Raw genomic sequence first — 14,981 nt, 5'->3', positions numbered from 1 at the left:
TCAATATTACTTACCTTCACCTTGCCTGACGATGAGATCTCTACGTCTCACCACTTCAATCACAACAAGGGCTCGAGATGAACAACAACAAGAAAGCTACCGAACTGCCTCCCACCGCTGTCGATGTGCTGGTCGTCGGTAACGGTCCGGTAGGGGCGACAATCGCGGCGCTGCTCGGCCGCTATGGGGTAAAGACACTGGTACTGGACAAGACCCATGAGGTCCTGCTGATGCCCCGCGCCATTGCTCTGGATAACGAGGCGCTTCGCATCCTGCAACTCGCCGGATTGTCGGAAGACGCTTTCGAGAAGATCGCTATCCCTGAAGTGAGGATGCACTCCCCGGTCCTCGGGCAATTCGGTCGGGCCAATACCGCGGGATGCATCGACGGCCATCCCAAACTGGTGACTTTCTATCAACCCGACCTCGAACACGCGATGCGCAGCCAGGTTTCCCGGCTGAAGACAGTGACCAGCCTGGGAGGGTTCGAGCTCGAGAACCTGGTCGAGGAATCAGATTGTGTGGTCGCCACCGTACGGGGCGATGATGGTCAGACGCATTCTGTTCGCGCCCAATACCTGGTAGGGGTGGATGGCGCAAGCTCCAGGGTCAGGGCACTGATTGGCCAGGAATTCGAAGGACAGACCTATGGTGAGGATTGGCTGATTGTCGATGCCAAAAACCGGCATGAGTCAGCCATCGATCACGTTGAGTTTATCTGTGATCCACGGCGTCCAACGCCGCACATGCCCGCTCCCGGCGGAAGGGAACGTTGGGAGTTCATGCTACACCCGGGCGAGTCCCGGGAAGAGCTGGAAAGCCCCGAGAGCATAGCCCGACTGATCGCGCCATGGATCAATCCGCAGGAGCTGGAAATCGAGCGAAAGGCGGTGTATCGGTTCCACGCGCGCTGCTGCAACAGATTCAGCAAGGGACGCATCTTTCTTGCGGGAGATGCAGCCCACATCACCCCCCCTTTTGTCGGGCAAGGTCTCGTAGCGGGACTGCGCGATGCAGCCAATCTTGCCTGGAAACTGGCCTGGGTCCTTCGCGGCCAAGCCGCGCCTTCAGTACTCGAAACCTATGACGTAGAGCGTCGCCCCCATGCCCAGGCGATGATCAATCTGGCGAAACTCATGGGCCGCCTGGTGATGCCGAGAAACAAGGTCGCAGCTTTCTTCATCCATGGCCTGATGCGCACGCTGGCGTTGACTCCCGCTACCAGAAAGTACTTTGAACAGCTGGACATCAAGCCAAAGAACATCTTCAAACAGGGGCTGTTCGTGCAGCATCGTCGTGGCGACAAGCTGGTTCGTGGCAGTCTGTTTCCCCAAGCCTGGGTTCGCAACATGCAACAGCAGATCCAACTGAGCGACGATGCTCTTGGAGCCAACCTGACCCTGGTTGGATTCGGTGTTGACCCGTTGTCACTGCTGACCGCTGCTCAGGTCGTTTCCTGGGACAAAATGGGAGGCCACTTCTTGCAGATCGGACCCTGCGGCCAGCGCTCCGGCGGCGGTTGCGACTTCATCGAAGACCTGAACCATGGCATCCTGCCGCTGGCTGCCAAAGGCACACTGGTTGCGGTTCGCCCCGACCGTATCATCATGCACCACGCCCCAGGCGTAGAGGCAGGCAGTCTCGTTCGAGACTGTATGGGCCTGTTGGCTAGCGCCGACGCCACAACCGATAGCGTTTCCATTACCATCAACGAGCCCCCTCGATTAAGAGCCTGAAGATGCCTTCCCCCACTGTTCCTTCAGAAGCAACTGAGCAAGAGCCCCTCACTCGGGGCCACAAGAAGCGTGAACGCACCCGTCGCGGCCTGGTGGATGCGGCATTGCGTCTTGTCGCACGTAAGGAGGTGGGGGAGATTGCACTGCTCGATGTCGCCTCGGAGGCCGCGGTATCCAACGGCACCATCTACAACTATTTTCGAACGCGCGACGAAGTACTCGAGGCGGTTGGCATCGCCATGGCGAGTGAGTTTTCCGATGCCATTTCCGCCCTGAGTTCGGGCGTGCACTGCGGTGCACAGCGGCTTTCGATTGGTGTGCGCATGTTCGTATGCCGGGCCGCGTACGACCATCAATGGGCCAATGCACTGCTGCGCATCATCCATTCCGATCAAGCCATGCGCTCGCGCCTGGCTGCTCATGTGCTGGGCGATCTGCGTGAAGGTTTGCGCGCGGGGGCTTTCGCTTACGAGGACGAGGGGGTCGCCCTGGACATGGTCGTGTCGTGCACAACCGGAGCCATGCGCTCGGTTGTCGAAGGGCGTGTAGTGGTGGAACATGACCAGCGGGTCGCCGAGATGATTCTCAAGGCTCTGGGCGTAACACCTGCCAGAGCCAAGAGAATCGCCGGTAAGCCGCTACCCTAGCATCGGCCGGCTAAACCCGGCCAACCCATTGCCGATAGTTCTTCGCCTGGCGACGAGACTTCAGCTGATTGCCGATCAATGCCATGAGTGGCGACGTCCCGGGTTTTGTCCGTTTCCCTTGACTCAGCAAGCCGAGCTGCTTCTTGATCACCGACGCCACTGCAAGCGATGCCAGCGCCTTGTTCTTCCAGCGGACGACGATGGGCTCCACTTCGGTGTCCTGACCTGCCATCCACTGGCTTGGAAGGGTCGGCTCGATTGCCAGCGCGGTGGCAAGCCCCACCATCGACACCGAACCGCTCACCACTCGTTCCGCCACCTCTTTTCTACGCACGCCGCCGGTGACCATCAGCGGCATGCGCGCTATTTCTCCTATTTTCTCCGCGAACTCGAGAAAATACGCTTCTCGAGCCAGGCGGCTGCCATCGCGGGTCTGCCCCTGCATTGCCGGGCTTTCGTAGCTGCCACCCGACAACTCGACCAGGTCGACCGCCTTGGCGTTAAGCATTTCCACCACGCGAGCCGCATCCTCGGCATCGAATCCGCCGCGCTGAAAGTCGGCGGAATTGAGCTTCACAGCAACGCAAAATACAGGTGCTACTCGCTGACGTATTGCATCGATGGTTCGCAGGAGAATTTGCGCACGATTTTCCAGGCTGCCGCCCCAGCGGTCGTTACGGTGGTTGGTCAAGGGCGACAGGAATTGGCTGAATAGATAGCCATGCGCGGCATGAATCTCCACGCCAGTGAATCCGGCGCGCTCTGCCAGCACCGCCGCTTGGGCATAGCGCTCAATCAGCTCTTCGATCTCCTGCTCATTCAAGGCCCTGGGCGGTACAAAAGCTTTTGACAGTCCGGGGATATCGACCGCAACGGCGGAGGGGCCTCTTGCCGGTTGCCCCATGGAAGCCAATAGCTGCCGTCCGGGATGATTGATTTGCATCCAGACCTGGGCTCCGCGACTGCGGCAAGCATCGGCCCACAGCCTGAATTTGCCCAGGTTCCGATCATCCTCAAGCACTACGCCAGCGGGTCCGGTCAAGGCGTGACGGTCAACCATGACGTTGCCAGTGATGATCAGACCGGCACCACCCTCCGCCCAGCGCCGATAGAGCTTGACCAGTGCTTCCCCAGGAGCGTGATCCTCATTGGCAAGGTTCTCCTCCATGGCAGCCTTGGCGATTCGGTTTGGGATCACCGTGCCGTTAGGCAATCGAAGCGGTTTGAAGAGCTTTGAGCTGGTCATGTTCTGTCCTTCAGCTAATGAAAAGTCGGCCAGCCCGCGCAGGGCTTGATGTGCCGAGAAGGCAAGCCTGAAATACAACACAATTGAACATGCGTGTTCAATTGTGTCAATGGCGTATGACTTTAATTGACTTGGCTTCAGGCCGATTTTTGGACAGAACAACCTACACGCTTAAAAATACTGTTGACTGAAAATGAACACGAGTGTTCAATCGATCCACGAGGTAATCCTGGAGAGAGAACCGTGGAATCCCTGAATCCAACACAGCGCCGCATTCATCAAGCCGCCTTTCGCCTGTTCGCTGAAAGAGGCACCTCCCAAGTGAACATCCTTGACCTCGCGCAAGAGGCAGGCGTGGCGCGCGGAACGGTCTATAGCAACATCGACAGCATGGAAAGCCTGTTCGAGGCGGTCGCCAGCCATCTCGCGAAGGAGATGCATGAGCGCGTCAACAAGAGCTTCAATTCCCTCTCCGATCCGGCTCAGCGCCTTGCCAATGGCATTCGGTTATTCATTCGTCGAGCTCATGAGGACTCCCAGTGGGGGGCGTTCATCCACAAATTCGCCATGAGCAATGCTTCGTTGCGCGAAATGTTCAGCAGCCAAGCGACTACGGATCTTCTGAACGGACTTTCCACTGGGCGCTACACGTTTGCGCAGGAGCAATTGCTCTCGGTACTGACGCTGATATCGAGCAGCGTTCTTGGCTCGATTTTCCTGGTGCTGGAAGGCCACAGAACGTGGCGAGAGTCGGGCTCTGATACGGCCGAGCTGGTGCTGCGGGCATTGGGTGTGTCACCAGAGGAGGCTCGTGCGCTGGCGACCACAGAGTTGCCAGCACTTCCTTCTCTCGACTGAGTTAGTTAACTGACCCAACCAGACACCCCTGATTTTCAGGGGTGCGGGGACGGCTTTGCTCTAAAAATCCGGAAAACAAGAACAATGAACAACAGAAATGAATTGCACCGGTTAGCGACACAACAACCCGCCCGGCATCCGCAGCCGACGGTCAAGGCCCAGGCGCTGACTCACCTGATCTTTCAGAGACCGGACTTGAAAGAGGCAGCGCGTTTCCTGACCGATTTCGGCTTGACGGTAAGTCGGCAGGGCGCCGATACGCTCTACCTGCGCGCCACCGAGCCCACTTCATACTGTTACCGGATCCATCTTGCAGAACAGGCACGTTTTATCGGATTCGGGCTGGCAGTGCAGTCTCGTGAGGACCTGGAAAAGCTCACCCGAATCCCGGGTGCTTCACCGGTAGCGAAATCGGACCATCCGGGGGGCGGGTACTGCGTCAGACTGACCGATCCTTCCGGTTTCACGGTGGAAGCTGTCTGTGACCAGGCCCCAGGTAAAACGCTGGCACACCGGGCACCGCTTGCCTGGAATCTGGCGCACGAGCAACCGCGAATCAACGCCACGCAGCGCCCGCCGATTGCTCCCCCTGAAGTACTCAGGCTTGGCCATATCGTGATCGAAGTGGCCGACTACCAGGCAACCTGTGCCTGGTATACGCAGCATTTCGGGTTTATTCCCAGCGATGTGCAGGTGCTTCCCGACGGCACGCCTATCGTCGCTTTCATGCGCCTTGATCTCGGTGACATTCCCGCGGCACACCATACGCTCGCGATAGCGCAAGGGTTCATGGCTACCTATAGCCATAGCGCCTACGAGGTCGTCGATGCCGACGCGGTGGGCATGGGGCAGCGCGTCCTGCGGGAGCGGGGGTGGGAGCATTCATGGGGAATCGGTCGGCACATCCTGGGCAGTCAGATCTTCGATTACTGGCAAGACCCTTGGGGTGACAAGCACGAGCATTACTGCGACGGGGATGTCTTCACAGCCGCACAGCCTACGGGCATTCATCCCGTCAGCCCCGAGGCAATGGCCCAGTGGGGGCAGCGCATGCCCAAGAGTTTTACAAAGCCCACGATAAGTTTCAGCAGTGTGCGTGCGCTGATCCGTAACCTGCGTCGCAGCCCGGACTTAACCATTCGCAAGTTGATAACGCTTATGCGGATGTTCGGGTAGAGCTGCCGTCATGTTGGGCAACTCAACCCGGTACGGCCGGCGAGACGTGCTCAAAGCCGGCGCTTTGATCGCCGGCGGCTCGTTGATCTACAGCAGCGCCAGCCCACCCTCAGAACAACACCTCAGTTCTCGTGCCACCGAGCTCGGGACAAACGCCGCTCCAGGAGTGCCTTCAATGTCTGCTGTACACGTAGTCCGTTTTGAATTCGAGAACGGTATCCATTGGGGCGTGCTACGCCAAGGCCGTATCACGGTTGTCCCAGGTACTTTCGAAACCACCGGTGACTTCATTCGACAGAACAGTATCGACGACCTCGCTCAACTGAAAGGCCCTGAGCTGGAGGAGGGCGAAGTAAAGCTGCTGTCACCGGTGACCCGTAACCAGCAGTTCGTCTGCCAGGGCGCCAATTACCGTCAGCATATGATCGAGTCGGGCATGGACCCGGATACGAAGAAATTCAACATGATCTTCACCAAGGCGACGAGTTGCCTGGTCGCGGCCGACAGCGACTTGATCAAGCCGCGCACCGTGCGCTTCCTCGACTACGAGATCGAACTGGGGCTGGTGATGAAGCGCGCGATCACCGGCGCTGTTGCTGTCACCGACGCCAATCTGCATGAGTTCATTGCCGGCGTCGTCATAGTCAATGACTACTCGGCTCGTGACATTCAGATTCCTCAGATGCAGTTCTACAAGGGCAAGAGCTTCCGCACTTTCGGTCCGGTCGGCCCGTACCTCTGCCTTCTGGATGCCACGAGCATTCATTACCTGAGGGAGCTGCAACTGCGCCTGACGGTCAACGAACAGGTGCGACAGAACGACAGCACGGCCAACCTGGTTTACGGCCCCGCTGAAACCCTTACCGAGCTCTCCTCGGTGCAAGATCTCGCCGTTGGCGACCTGATCGCCACCGGTACTCCTGCTGGCTGTGCGCTAACGATTCCTTCGCCTGCCAAACAGCGCATTGCGGCCCTGATGCCGGAAGCCACCAAATGGAAGCTTTTCCTCAAGGCGCAGGAAGGTCGGACGCAATATCTCAAGCCAGGTGACGTAGTCGAGGCGCGCATTCGCAGTGCTGATGGTGTGATCGACCTCGGCGTGCAACGCAACCGAGTCGTAGGGGAAGTCTGATGGTCGTGCAGACTCTGAGTGACATCGAAAGTCTAGAACAAGTCCCCCTGGCGGACCGTGGCCTGGCTTCCAGTACTTATGAAGCACTGCGACAGGCGGCCCGGTGTTCCCCCCTGGCACCGGCGCTTAGCTTTTTCGCCGATGCCGCGGATTTCAGACGCACCTACAAGTGGAACTACTCCCAGCTCTTCGGGGATATCACGCGCGCTGCGAATGCCTTCGATGACCTGGGTATAAAACCGGGCGAGGTGCTTGCCTTTATCTTGCCCAATCTGCCGGAAACCCATTTCACGATATGGGGCGGGGAGGCGGCGGGTATCGTCATGGCGATCAATCCTCTGCTCGAGGCCAGGCAGATGGCCGGCTTGATGAATGCCGCAAAGGTATCCGTGGTGGTAACGCTTGCGCCGACTGCGGGCAGTGATCTGTGGCCCAAACTGGCTTCGCAGCTGGATCAGCTACCCACGGTCAGGTCTGTCGTTTGGGTCAGCATGGAGCCCTATGTCGCCGAACCTGTGCGTGGGGCTCTAAAGGCCGTGGCACTGAAGGAGCGAGACTTGCACAGGGGTATTGCGATCCACGATTGGCAATCGCTGATGAATACTCAGCCGCACACACACCTGAAAAGCGGTCGACAAATCCGCCAGGATGACTGCTCCTCCTACATCTGTACGGGCGGCACCACCGGGCTCCCCAAGATCGCTGCGCGTACCCATGGTTCGGAAGTATTCAATGCATGGGCTGTGTCCGCTCATTTGCAGCCACGCAGTGGTGGTCAGGTTATCTTTTGTGGCCTGCCGCTATTTCATGTCAACGGACAACTGGTTACTGGACTGACGCCTTGGACTCAAGGCGACCATGTGATCCTCGGGACGCCTCAGGGGTATCGTGGCGAGGGGGTGATTCCACGATTCTGGGAGATGGTCGAGCACTTCGGTATCAACCTCTTCTCCGGCGTGCCAACTGTCTATGCAGCACTTCTGCAAAATGAATGGCAGGGCCGCGACCTGTCCAGTCTTAGCTTTGCAATGTGTGGCGCCGCACCCATGCCGGCTGAGCTTTTCCGCGAGTTCGAGCGCCGGACCGGGGTAAAGATCCTTGAAGGTTACGGTCTTACCGAGGGCGCCTGCGTCTCCTCAATCAATCCACCCCATGGCGAGCGCCGTATCGGCTCCATCGGGATACGGATTGCCTACCAGAATATGCGCGCGGTCTTGCTCGATGACTCTGGAGAGTACCTGCGCGACGCCAACGTCGATGAGATCGGCCTCATCACGATCAGTGGTCCGAACCTCTTCAATGGCTATCTGGAGGAACGTCATAACCAGGGTCTGTGGATCGATATCGACGGCCAGCGCTGGCTGAATACGGGCGACTTGGGTCGCCAGGATGCACAGGGTTACTTCTGGCTGACCGGACGCAAGAAAGAGTTGATCATCCGCGGCGGCCACAATATCGATCCCAAGCAAATCGAGGAGGCACTGCAGGCTCATCCCGCCGTCGCCCTGGCCGCTGCGATCGGCAGCCCCGACGCCTATTCGGGCGAGGTGCCGGTTGCCTATGTTCAACTGCGCCCCGGGCACACCAGCAACGCTGAAGAACTTGAGTCGTTCGCTCAACTCAACATCAGCGAGCGGGCAGCCGTTCCCAAGCGCATTGAAATCCTCGACGCGCTGCCTTTGACTGCCGTGGGCAAGATATTCAAGCCCGCCTTGCAGCAGCGTGAGATTGCCAGGGTAGTCCAGGAGGAAGTGGAACGCATGGGGCTTTTGGATATTGCTGTTGAGGTCGTACAGGACAATCGCCGTGGGCATGTCGCATGCATTAGGGCCGGAACTGACCAAGAAGTCCTGGCTCCGCTCTTGGGTCGCTATAGCTTTCAAGTCGAGTGGCTTAATTGAGTTTCTGATTCACATCCGTAAGTCCAGCGTCGTGCCCTGGCGCTGTTCGGCCAGGGCGTTTAACACAACTTCGATCGACTCCAACCGGCACTGAAAAGTGCACAGGAAGGCGAAGCCTTGCCTGCATGCAATCAACAAAAACAATAAACAAGAGGTGGAAAATGAACCTGAATAGCCGTGTGATCCCGTGTCTCTCTGCTCAGCGAAAGTGTGCTGTCTGGATTAAGTTCACCAGTGCCATGGCACTACTCAGCGCCTCTACTATTGCAGGCGCCAATGGCATTGCCCTTAACGAACAAAGCGCAAGCAGTGCGGGAACTGCTTATGCGGGAAGGTCATCTTCCGCGTTGGACGCCAGCACCATCTTTGGAAATCCAGCGGGCTTGACCAAGTTGAAGCGTAGTGAGATTTCCGGCGGCGCCGCGGTCGTCTCGGTGAGCGACGACATTAGTGATGCGCAGAGCAGTGCGTCAGGAACGAATAAAGGGGACTCGGTCCCTTTGGGGGTCGTGCCCTTCGCCTATATGTCGACGCCGCTTGATGATCGTCTTTCGATTGGTCTGGGCCTTTATGCTCCGAGTGGTTTGATCAATGATTACGAAGGCTCTTTTCAGGGTCGCTACCATGGTTCCTATAGCACGACCAAGGAAATAACCCTGCAGCCCACCATTGCCTATCGAATCAATGATTACGTGTCCATTGGTGGCGGACCGACCATAAACCGTTTCAATGCAAAGCTTCAGAATTACCTGGCCACCGGCGCCCTGAACAACGGCGAGGACACACTGGTTACCATCAAAGGCGATGACACGGCACTTGGCTACAACGTCGGCATCCTGGTTGACTTTACTGAGGCTACCCGTTGGGGGATTAACTATCACTCGAAGGTGGACTATGAACTCGAAGGGCATACTGAGGTTTCCGGTTCCCCGAGCGTTATCCCGCTGGACGGAAAGTATGACAACAAGATAGACCTCACTATGCCCGAATCAGTGGACACGTCCATCACCCATCATTTCAATAGTCGCTGGACGGGATACCTGGGGACCACCTGGAAACGCTGGAGCCGGATCCAGAAGGTCGAGGCAGTCAATAGCGGTCTTTCCCCTCTGGGGCAGGCGGCTGGCCTGGGACGTGTGACCGAAGAAATGAACTGGCGTGACACTTGGGCCACTGCAGTTGGCGCCTCCTGGCAATTGAACCAACAATGGCTACTGCGCGCAGGCTACGCCTATGATCCGTCGCCCATTAGAAATGCCGATCGCAGCGTGCGCGTCCCGGTTGGGAATCGCCAGGCCGTGACCTTGGGCGGTGCTTATTCGCCGAATTCCGATCTGACGATAGACTTTGCTTATGGTTATCTCTGGGATTCCAAGGTTTCGGTAAAACAGTCGAACAACTCCGGTCTTCAGCCTGAATACAGCGCCAGATACGACAATAGTGCGAATGGAGTTTCAGTGCAGGCAACCTATCGGTACTGATCAACTCTCAATTGGCGCCAGCAGCCACAAGCACCCCAAAGCGCAAAGGCCAGACGGGCAAAAACGGCCTTGGCTGCCGTCGTGAATCACGATGGCAAATTAGTGGCTATGCTTGGTCAGGTACCTGTACGTGCTGGAGGGGAACACCGTCCAGCAGGCTCGTGAAAACGTGATCACCTCGCTTCAGGCGTCATCACAAATGGCCCTTGTGCCACGGAGTCGTTACTAACATGAACAAAAAAGAAGCTAAAGCCAAAGCAAAAGACCTGATCTCGTCCGGAGTACCTAAATCGGAAGTATTCACTCGGCTCTCAGGCCAAGGGGTCAGGGACCGTCCGCTTGCCAGATTGATCGCTTCAACTGCTGATCCCTATCTCTGCGATATACATGACCGCAAGGTTAATGCCGTTATTACAATCATGTTTATCCAGGCTGCACTCGCTCTTCTCATCGGATTTATTGCAGGTTCGACTATTGGGCCTAACGCCAGATGGGTAGTTGGCGGTTTGAGCGCACTTATCCCGCTCTTGTTTGCCTGGGGGTTCTACAATCATCTGGCAGGCGCTTAAAATGCATACATTGTTCTATCCATGGGCTCGGTAGCGAGGCACGTGGACGGGTTGACTTCAGGGTCCATTATAATGTTTGTCGGCTCGGCCATCGCTCTCGGAATGTTTGCTTATATATTCTACGTTCGCCAGAAGTTGTTTCCGGATTTGGCTTTTTTTTCACCGAGAAAAGTCAAGGGGCAATATGTGTTTTCTAGTTGAAGAAACGGTTAAAGATAAGTGGGTTGAGTGGCACGAAATTAATAATTGGATTTTTGAGTGAGGGCGCGAGGGCAGATCTGTTTTTCACGTTAACCTGAACAGTGATGGTTCCAGGCTCGCTGCGGGAAAAATGAGGAATTGAAATGCAATGGCCGAAAGGAGAATTTGAGCAGATCAGGTTGACCTTCGGCGCCCTCGGGGTGTTCGCGTTGATTCTGCTCATTTTTGTCGATTCCTATGGCTACCGTGGAGCCGACATTGAGTTAATTCGTGGCAGGGCAGGGCAGTTCATTTCAGCGGTGGTAAAGTGCCCCTGATCACAGTTCGAGATTCGGAGTCCGGTCGATTTAAACGGCTTGATGTTCGATTAACTCGGGCACCTGGATTGTTCCGGGAGGCAAAAGGTAATCAGCATCATCGCTGCAGTTATTCTGGCCGTGCTGATGTGGCGCAGTCCTGCTGAAAACCAGTGATTAAAAGCGTCAACTTCACGTGTCTTGCACTGAGGATTGAGCTGCCCTTAACTTCGTGAAATACCGAATGTCCGCAACTGGCTGAGTAGTCAGTCAGCTGTGTTTTCGAAATCACTCAACATTTATGGTTTTACTGCGTGAGCATCGTCAATGTGGGGAGCCTCCGCTGGTTTCTTCTGCGGAACTATAAAACTCACTGTCGTACTGGTGAGGATTTTGTGAGTCGGGTCGGCCACTTCAAGAAGAACCTTGTGTGTGCCGGGCGTCAGTCCAACCAGGATAATCGGGTCTTCGCTGGTGTGCGCCCATGTACCTTTCCAGTCGTCGACGGTCACGTGGAGGTGACCGAGACGTGGTGATACATCAGCAGCCGCTTTGCCAAATACCGGCATGATCCGGGCGTGTTCTGCTTGATACTGGATAATGACAACACCGCGGGCGAGTGGCTCGGCAAGCGGCGGGTAGGCAATGAGTTTTGGTGCTGTCTCGGACTCCAACGGAAGTATTGCCGGTGGGGAATCGGTGTCTGCTACCCCTTGTCCGCACACGGCGGTGCAAAAGAAGACACCCAAAGTAAGGGCCAATAGATTTCCCGGGGCGAGGGACATGGTGTTTTTCTCCCGCGTGATTTCATTCAAGCCTAGATCAAACCGAGTATTTCCCGGTGTTTATTTGAAATTGGAATCACCCACGTATTTCATCGACCGGTTGAATCCACAGCCTATTGCTACCCGTCGCGACCGGCTGAAACCAACCAATGCTGTTGAAAGAGTAGCTCCCCTGTCTGACCTTCGGCAAAATCTCAGCATTGGCCGGCGGGGGATCACACAGCATGATGGGACAGTTATCGAGTGGGCAGGAGCGCTTGTTTTACTCGTTCAACCTTGAAGATCACATCCCAGACAATCACCTTCTGCGCAGCATTGATCAGTGTCTCGATCTGAGCGACCTGCGCCATTACCTCGCCGACTTCTATAGCCCGATTGGGCGTCCGTCGATTGATCCCGAACTGATGATCCGCATGCTGATCGTGGGCTATTGCTACGGCATTCGCTCCGAGCGGCGGTTGTGCGAAGAGGCCCATTTGAACCTGGCGTATCGCTGGTTCTGCCGGTTGAGTCTTGAAGATGAAGTCCCCAACCACTCAACCTTTTCCAAGAATCGACACAGCCGTTTCCGGGACAGCGATCTGTTTCGTTGGTTGTTTAATGAGGTGCTGCGCCGCTGCATGGACGCTGGTCTGGTCAAGGGGGAAGGCTTCGCCGTGGACGCCAGCATCATCAAGGCGGATGCCAGTCGGCAGCGCGGCGTACCGGGTAACGAACAGGTTAACTGGAGCGATCCTTCGCTGAGCAGCCGCGCTGTACGTGAATACTTTGAGGCACTCGATGAAGAGGCTCTGGCCGAAACGCTGCCGAAGCGTTTGTCACTGACTGATCCTCAAGCCCGCTGGACCGCAGCTCCAGGTGGCCCCGCGTTCTACGCTTATTCCACGAATTATCTGATCGATACCGAGCACGGCGTCATTGTGGATGTGGAACCCACACCGGCTCGTGTCCGATGAAAGCCAAGTGCTGCCCGAACACTGCGTTCCGCAAGATCGCTCGTAGCGTCCATGAAACCGCTCGTGATGTGGCTCGGCGAATCGCCGCGACGCCGGCGCATCAGCGCTCTCGCCACGAACGTAAAAAGGTCGAAATGTTGTTTGCCCATCTCAAGCGCATCCTGAAACTGGATCGCTTGCGACTACGTGGCATGAGTGGTGCGACCGATGAGTTCACGCTGGCCGCTGCGGTGCAGAACCTGCGCCGGCTGGGCAAATTTACCTCTCAAGGTCCACCGGTTACAGGATAGGTGCGCCTGCACTAAGCAAAAAACCTCAAACTAACCCACTAACTGAGCAGCAACGGTCAACGAATGGCCGAAAAACCACTCAATGTCGTGAGTAGGTTCTCCAGTGGTAGTCGTGCCTGAGTTCAGGCGATCTGAAAATTCGACTTTTTCAACAGAATCGGCCGATTGCAGCCCGTCGCCAGCACAGCTGGCGGCGCAAAGCTGCGTTGGTTTCAGGTTTCCCCCATGCATGCGATTGGATGCGTGAGGGCAGACACTTTTCGGCCGTAACGACTAGAGACGAAAGCACACATTAGATGCTAACCGATGTAATAGAAGTCCCCGCCTTAGGGCCCGCCAGCTAATTCGTTTCCTTGTTGATGAACTGGCGGCCTTGACGACGAGTGTTACTTATCCCTTCCATTACCAGAGCTTAATGGTGTAGTCGACATTAATCCGGGTTTCGTTGTCGCTTCTGAATGTCGAGGCTGTACTTTGCTCATTGCGATACAAGGCATGGCGCAGGCGCAGAGCGAGGCCTTTTGCCGGACCTGACTGTATGACGTAGGCCAACTCTACGTCCTTCGACGACTCTGTCAGGTCAGTTCCCCCCAATTGGGGCAGGTCAATGTGGCTACCTCTCAAATAGCGAGCCATACCGGTCAGGCCCGGTAGCCCAACAGCGGCGAAGTTGTAGTCATAACGCGCCACCCAGGTCCGCTCCTTCGGGTTGACGAAGTCCGCACTCATGGTGCCGTCGCTGAGCACCGTTGGCTCCCCGCCAGCAATGTAGGCCATTGCTGTGTCGCCAGTCTGGTACATGTAGCCCATGCCCAAGGTGTGGGCCGCGATCTGGTAGCTGAACATGGCACCGGCGTTCAGGTTGTCGACCTTGCCGGCTTCTGCGCGACCGTTCTCACGACTGTTGTAGATCCGCACGTCCGTTTTGAGTTTGCCTGGGCCGAGGGGAAGCTGGTGGATGCCTCCCGCAAAGTCCTGGGTGTATATGTCCTTCAGCTCGGCGTGAAAATAGCGAAGGGTCAACGTGTCAGACCAGCGATAGTCACCGCCCATGAAGTCAAAACGCTCCGAGCTGGCGCCCCTTTTGAAGCGGCCATTGGGCGACGCCAGTGAGATTGGCTGATAGTCAGTGGAGTCCCGCAGGTTCACTCGATCCATACGGCCGGTGTGCAGCGTGAGTTTGTCGATGTCATCGGAAATCGCATACGCACCACGAAAGGATTGCGGAACCAAACGTGCAGGGCTCGCGGTGATGACCGGCAGGGCAGGGAACTGCGTTCCAACGGATAGCCGGGTCTTTGAGATTTTCGCCTTCAGCGCCACACCCAGTTCAGAGTATTCGTCCTCAGCCTCTCGGGTCGTCGGGTCAAAAGGCAGGAGTTGTGTGCCGGTCCGATCGGGCGACGAGTCCAGTTTGAGTCCCAGCATCCCCGTGAGGTCCAGGCCGAACCCGACGGTCCCGTCGGTAAAACCGGAGTTGGCCTTGAGGATGAATCCCTGGGCCCACTCGCGAGCGGCCGAATAGGGGCTGTCGCCTTTGTAGTCCCGGTCCAGGTAGTAATTGCGCGTGGTCAGGGTCGCGCTGCTCTCATCCACGAACCCTGCGTAGGCAGTGGAAGAGGCGCAGGCTATCGCCATGCCCAGGCTGTAGCGCCAAGGGCATTCAGTGTTTTTTTGCATGTGATCGGTCCTGCTTTTATTGTTATG

The 14,981-nt window shown here is 56.8% G+C and carries 12 protein-coding genes and 1 pseudogene; 10 read left to right on the top strand and 3 right to left on the bottom strand.

The genetic code is table 11. The features are described from left to right. The first annotated feature begins 77 nt into the window (after positions 1 to 77). Positions 78 to 1,736 carry a bifunctional 3-(3-hydroxy-phenyl)propionate/3-hydroxycinnamic acid hydroxylase gene (locus tag AABM52_RS17640; protein WP_347907196.1) on the top strand — a complete coding sequence of 553 codons (1,659 nt, stop codon included), beginning with the start codon at positions 78 to 80 and terminating at the stop codon, positions 1,734 to 1,736. Between the two features lie 2 nt (positions 1,737 to 1,738). Continuing rightward, on the top strand, positions 1,739 to 2,383 hold the full coding sequence (locus AABM52_RS17635; RefSeq protein WP_347907194.1) for a TetR/AcrR family transcriptional regulator: 645 nt from the start codon (positions 1,739 to 1,741) through the stop codon (positions 2,381 to 2,383). Positions 2,384 to 2,393: 10 nt separating this feature from the next. On the opposite strand, the gene AABM52_RS17630 is transcribed toward AABM52_RS17635, so the two are convergent. Beyond that, complete coding sequence (locus AABM52_RS17630; RefSeq protein ID WP_347907193.1) at positions 2,394 to 3,629, bottom strand: NADH:flavin oxidoreductase/NADH oxidase family protein; 1,236 nt, start codon at positions 3,627 to 3,629, stop codon at positions 2,394 to 2,396. 243 nt (positions 3,630 to 3,872) lie between these two features. On the opposite strand from AABM52_RS17630, the gene AABM52_RS17625 reads away from it, so the two are divergent. From AABM52_RS17625 to AABM52_RS17595, 7 genes are all read left to right on the top strand, one after another. Next, the gene (locus AABM52_RS17625; RefSeq protein WP_347907192.1) at positions 3,873 to 4,487 is read left to right on the top strand and encodes a TetR/AcrR family transcriptional regulator; all 615 of its coding nucleotides are present in this window, start codon (positions 3,873 to 3,875) and stop codon (positions 4,485 to 4,487) included. An 84-nt stretch (positions 4,488 to 4,571) separates the two neighbouring features. Next, positions 4,572 to 5,663: a VOC family protein gene (locus AABM52_RS17620; protein ID WP_347907191.1), complete on the top strand. Its 1,092-nt coding sequence runs from the start codon at positions 4,572 to 4,574 to the stop codon at positions 5,661 to 5,663. 175 nt (positions 5,664 to 5,838) lie between these two features. Continuing rightward, positions 5,839 to 6,795 (top strand): fumarylacetoacetate hydrolase family protein, encoded by a 957-nt coding sequence (locus tag AABM52_RS17615; protein WP_347907190.1) that lies wholly within the window; start codon positions 5,839 to 5,841, stop codon positions 6,793 to 6,795. Next, complete coding sequence (locus tag AABM52_RS17610) at positions 6,795 to 8,696, top strand: acyl-CoA synthetase (protein WP_347907189.1); 1,902 nt, start codon at positions 6,795 to 6,797, stop codon at positions 8,694 to 8,696. The genes AABM52_RS17615 and AABM52_RS17610 overlap by 1 nt, the downstream gene beginning before the upstream one ends. Positions 8,697 to 8,857: 161 nt before the next feature. Beyond that, the gene (locus AABM52_RS17605; protein ID WP_347907188.1) at positions 8,858 to 10,177 is read left to right on the top strand and encodes an outer membrane protein transport protein; all 1,320 of its coding nucleotides are present in this window, start codon (positions 8,858 to 8,860) and stop codon (positions 10,175 to 10,177) included. A gap of 230 nt (positions 10,178 to 10,407) precedes the next feature. After that, positions 10,408 to 10,746, top strand: a complete 339-nt coding sequence (locus AABM52_RS17600) for a hypothetical protein (protein ID WP_347907187.1) — start codon at positions 10,408 to 10,410, stop codon at positions 10,744 to 10,746. 344 nt (positions 10,747 to 11,090) lie between these two features. Then, entirely contained in the window at positions 11,091 to 11,264 is a 174-nt protein-coding gene (locus tag AABM52_RS17595) for a hypothetical protein (RefSeq protein ID WP_347907186.1), read from the top strand. Positions 11,265 to 11,542: 278 nt separating this feature from the next. Here AABM52_RS17595 and AABM52_RS17590 read toward each other — a convergent pair whose 3' ends face one another. Then, the gene (locus AABM52_RS17590; RefSeq protein WP_347912647.1) at positions 11,543 to 12,028 is read right to left on the bottom strand and encodes a DUF6130 family protein; all 486 of its coding nucleotides are present in this window, start codon (positions 12,026 to 12,028) and stop codon (positions 11,543 to 11,545) included. A gap of 224 nt (positions 12,029 to 12,252) precedes the next feature. On the opposite strand from AABM52_RS17590, the pseudogene AABM52_RS17585 reads away from it, so the two are divergent. Beyond that, positions 12,253 to 13,274 (top strand): annotated as a pseudogene (locus AABM52_RS17585) (transposase). A 402-nt stretch (positions 13,275 to 13,676) separates the two neighbouring features. Here the strand turns inward: AABM52_RS17585 and AABM52_RS17580 are convergent. Further along, on the bottom strand, positions 13,677 to 14,954 hold the full coding sequence (locus AABM52_RS17580; protein WP_347907185.1) for an OprD family porin: 1,278 nt from the start codon (positions 14,952 to 14,954) through the stop codon (positions 13,677 to 13,679). Positions 14,955 to 14,981: the final 27 nt, after the last annotated feature.

Origin of the sequence: Pseudomonas grandcourensis, assembly GCF_039909015.1 — a bacterium.
In the GTDB taxonomy this organism is placed as follows: domain Bacteria; phylum Pseudomonadota; class Gammaproteobacteria; order Pseudomonadales; family Pseudomonadaceae; genus Aquipseudomonas; species Aquipseudomonas grandcourensis.
This window is presented reverse-complemented; position numbering and strand designations above follow the sequence as displayed.

Bases quoted from the DNA above. Each gene is read 5' to 3' on its own strand.
- AABM52_RS17640 (WP_347907196.1), top strand. From the start codon at position 78: ATGAACAACAACAAGAAAGCTACCGAACTGCCTCCCACCGCTGTCGAT.
- AABM52_RS17635 (WP_347907194.1), top strand. From the start codon at position 1,739: ATGCCTTCCCCCACTGTTCCTTCAGAAGCAACTGAGCAAGAGCCCCTC.
- AABM52_RS17630 (WP_347907193.1), bottom strand. From the start codon at position 3,629: ATGACCAGCTCAAAGCTCTTCAAACCGCTTCGATTGCCTAACGGCACG.
- AABM52_RS17620 (WP_347907191.1), top strand. From the start codon at position 4,572: ATGAACAACAGAAATGAATTGCACCGGTTAGCGACACAACAACCCGCC.
- AABM52_RS17615 (WP_347907190.1), top strand. From the start codon at position 5,839: ATGTCTGCTGTACACGTAGTCCGTTTTGAATTCGAGAACGGTATCCAT.
- AABM52_RS17610 (WP_347907189.1), top strand. From the start codon at position 6,795: ATGGTCGTGCAGACTCTGAGTGACATCGAAAGTCTAGAACAAGTCCCC.
- AABM52_RS17605 (WP_347907188.1), top strand. From the start codon at position 8,858: ATGAACCTGAATAGCCGTGTGATCCCGTGTCTCTCTGCTCAGCGAAAG.
- AABM52_RS17600 (WP_347907187.1), top strand. From the start codon at position 10,408: ATGAACAAAAAAGAAGCTAAAGCCAAAGCAAAAGACCTGATCTCGTCC.
- AABM52_RS17595 (WP_347907186.1), top strand. From the start codon at position 11,091: ATGCAATGGCCGAAAGGAGAATTTGAGCAGATCAGGTTGACCTTCGGC.
- AABM52_RS17590 (WP_347912647.1), bottom strand. From the start codon at position 12,028: ATGTCCCTCGCCCCGGGAAATCTATTGGCCCTTACTTTGGGTGTCTTC.
- AABM52_RS17580 (WP_347907185.1), bottom strand. From the start codon at position 14,954: ATGCAAAAAAACACTGAATGCCCTTGGCGCTACAGCCTGGGCATGGCG.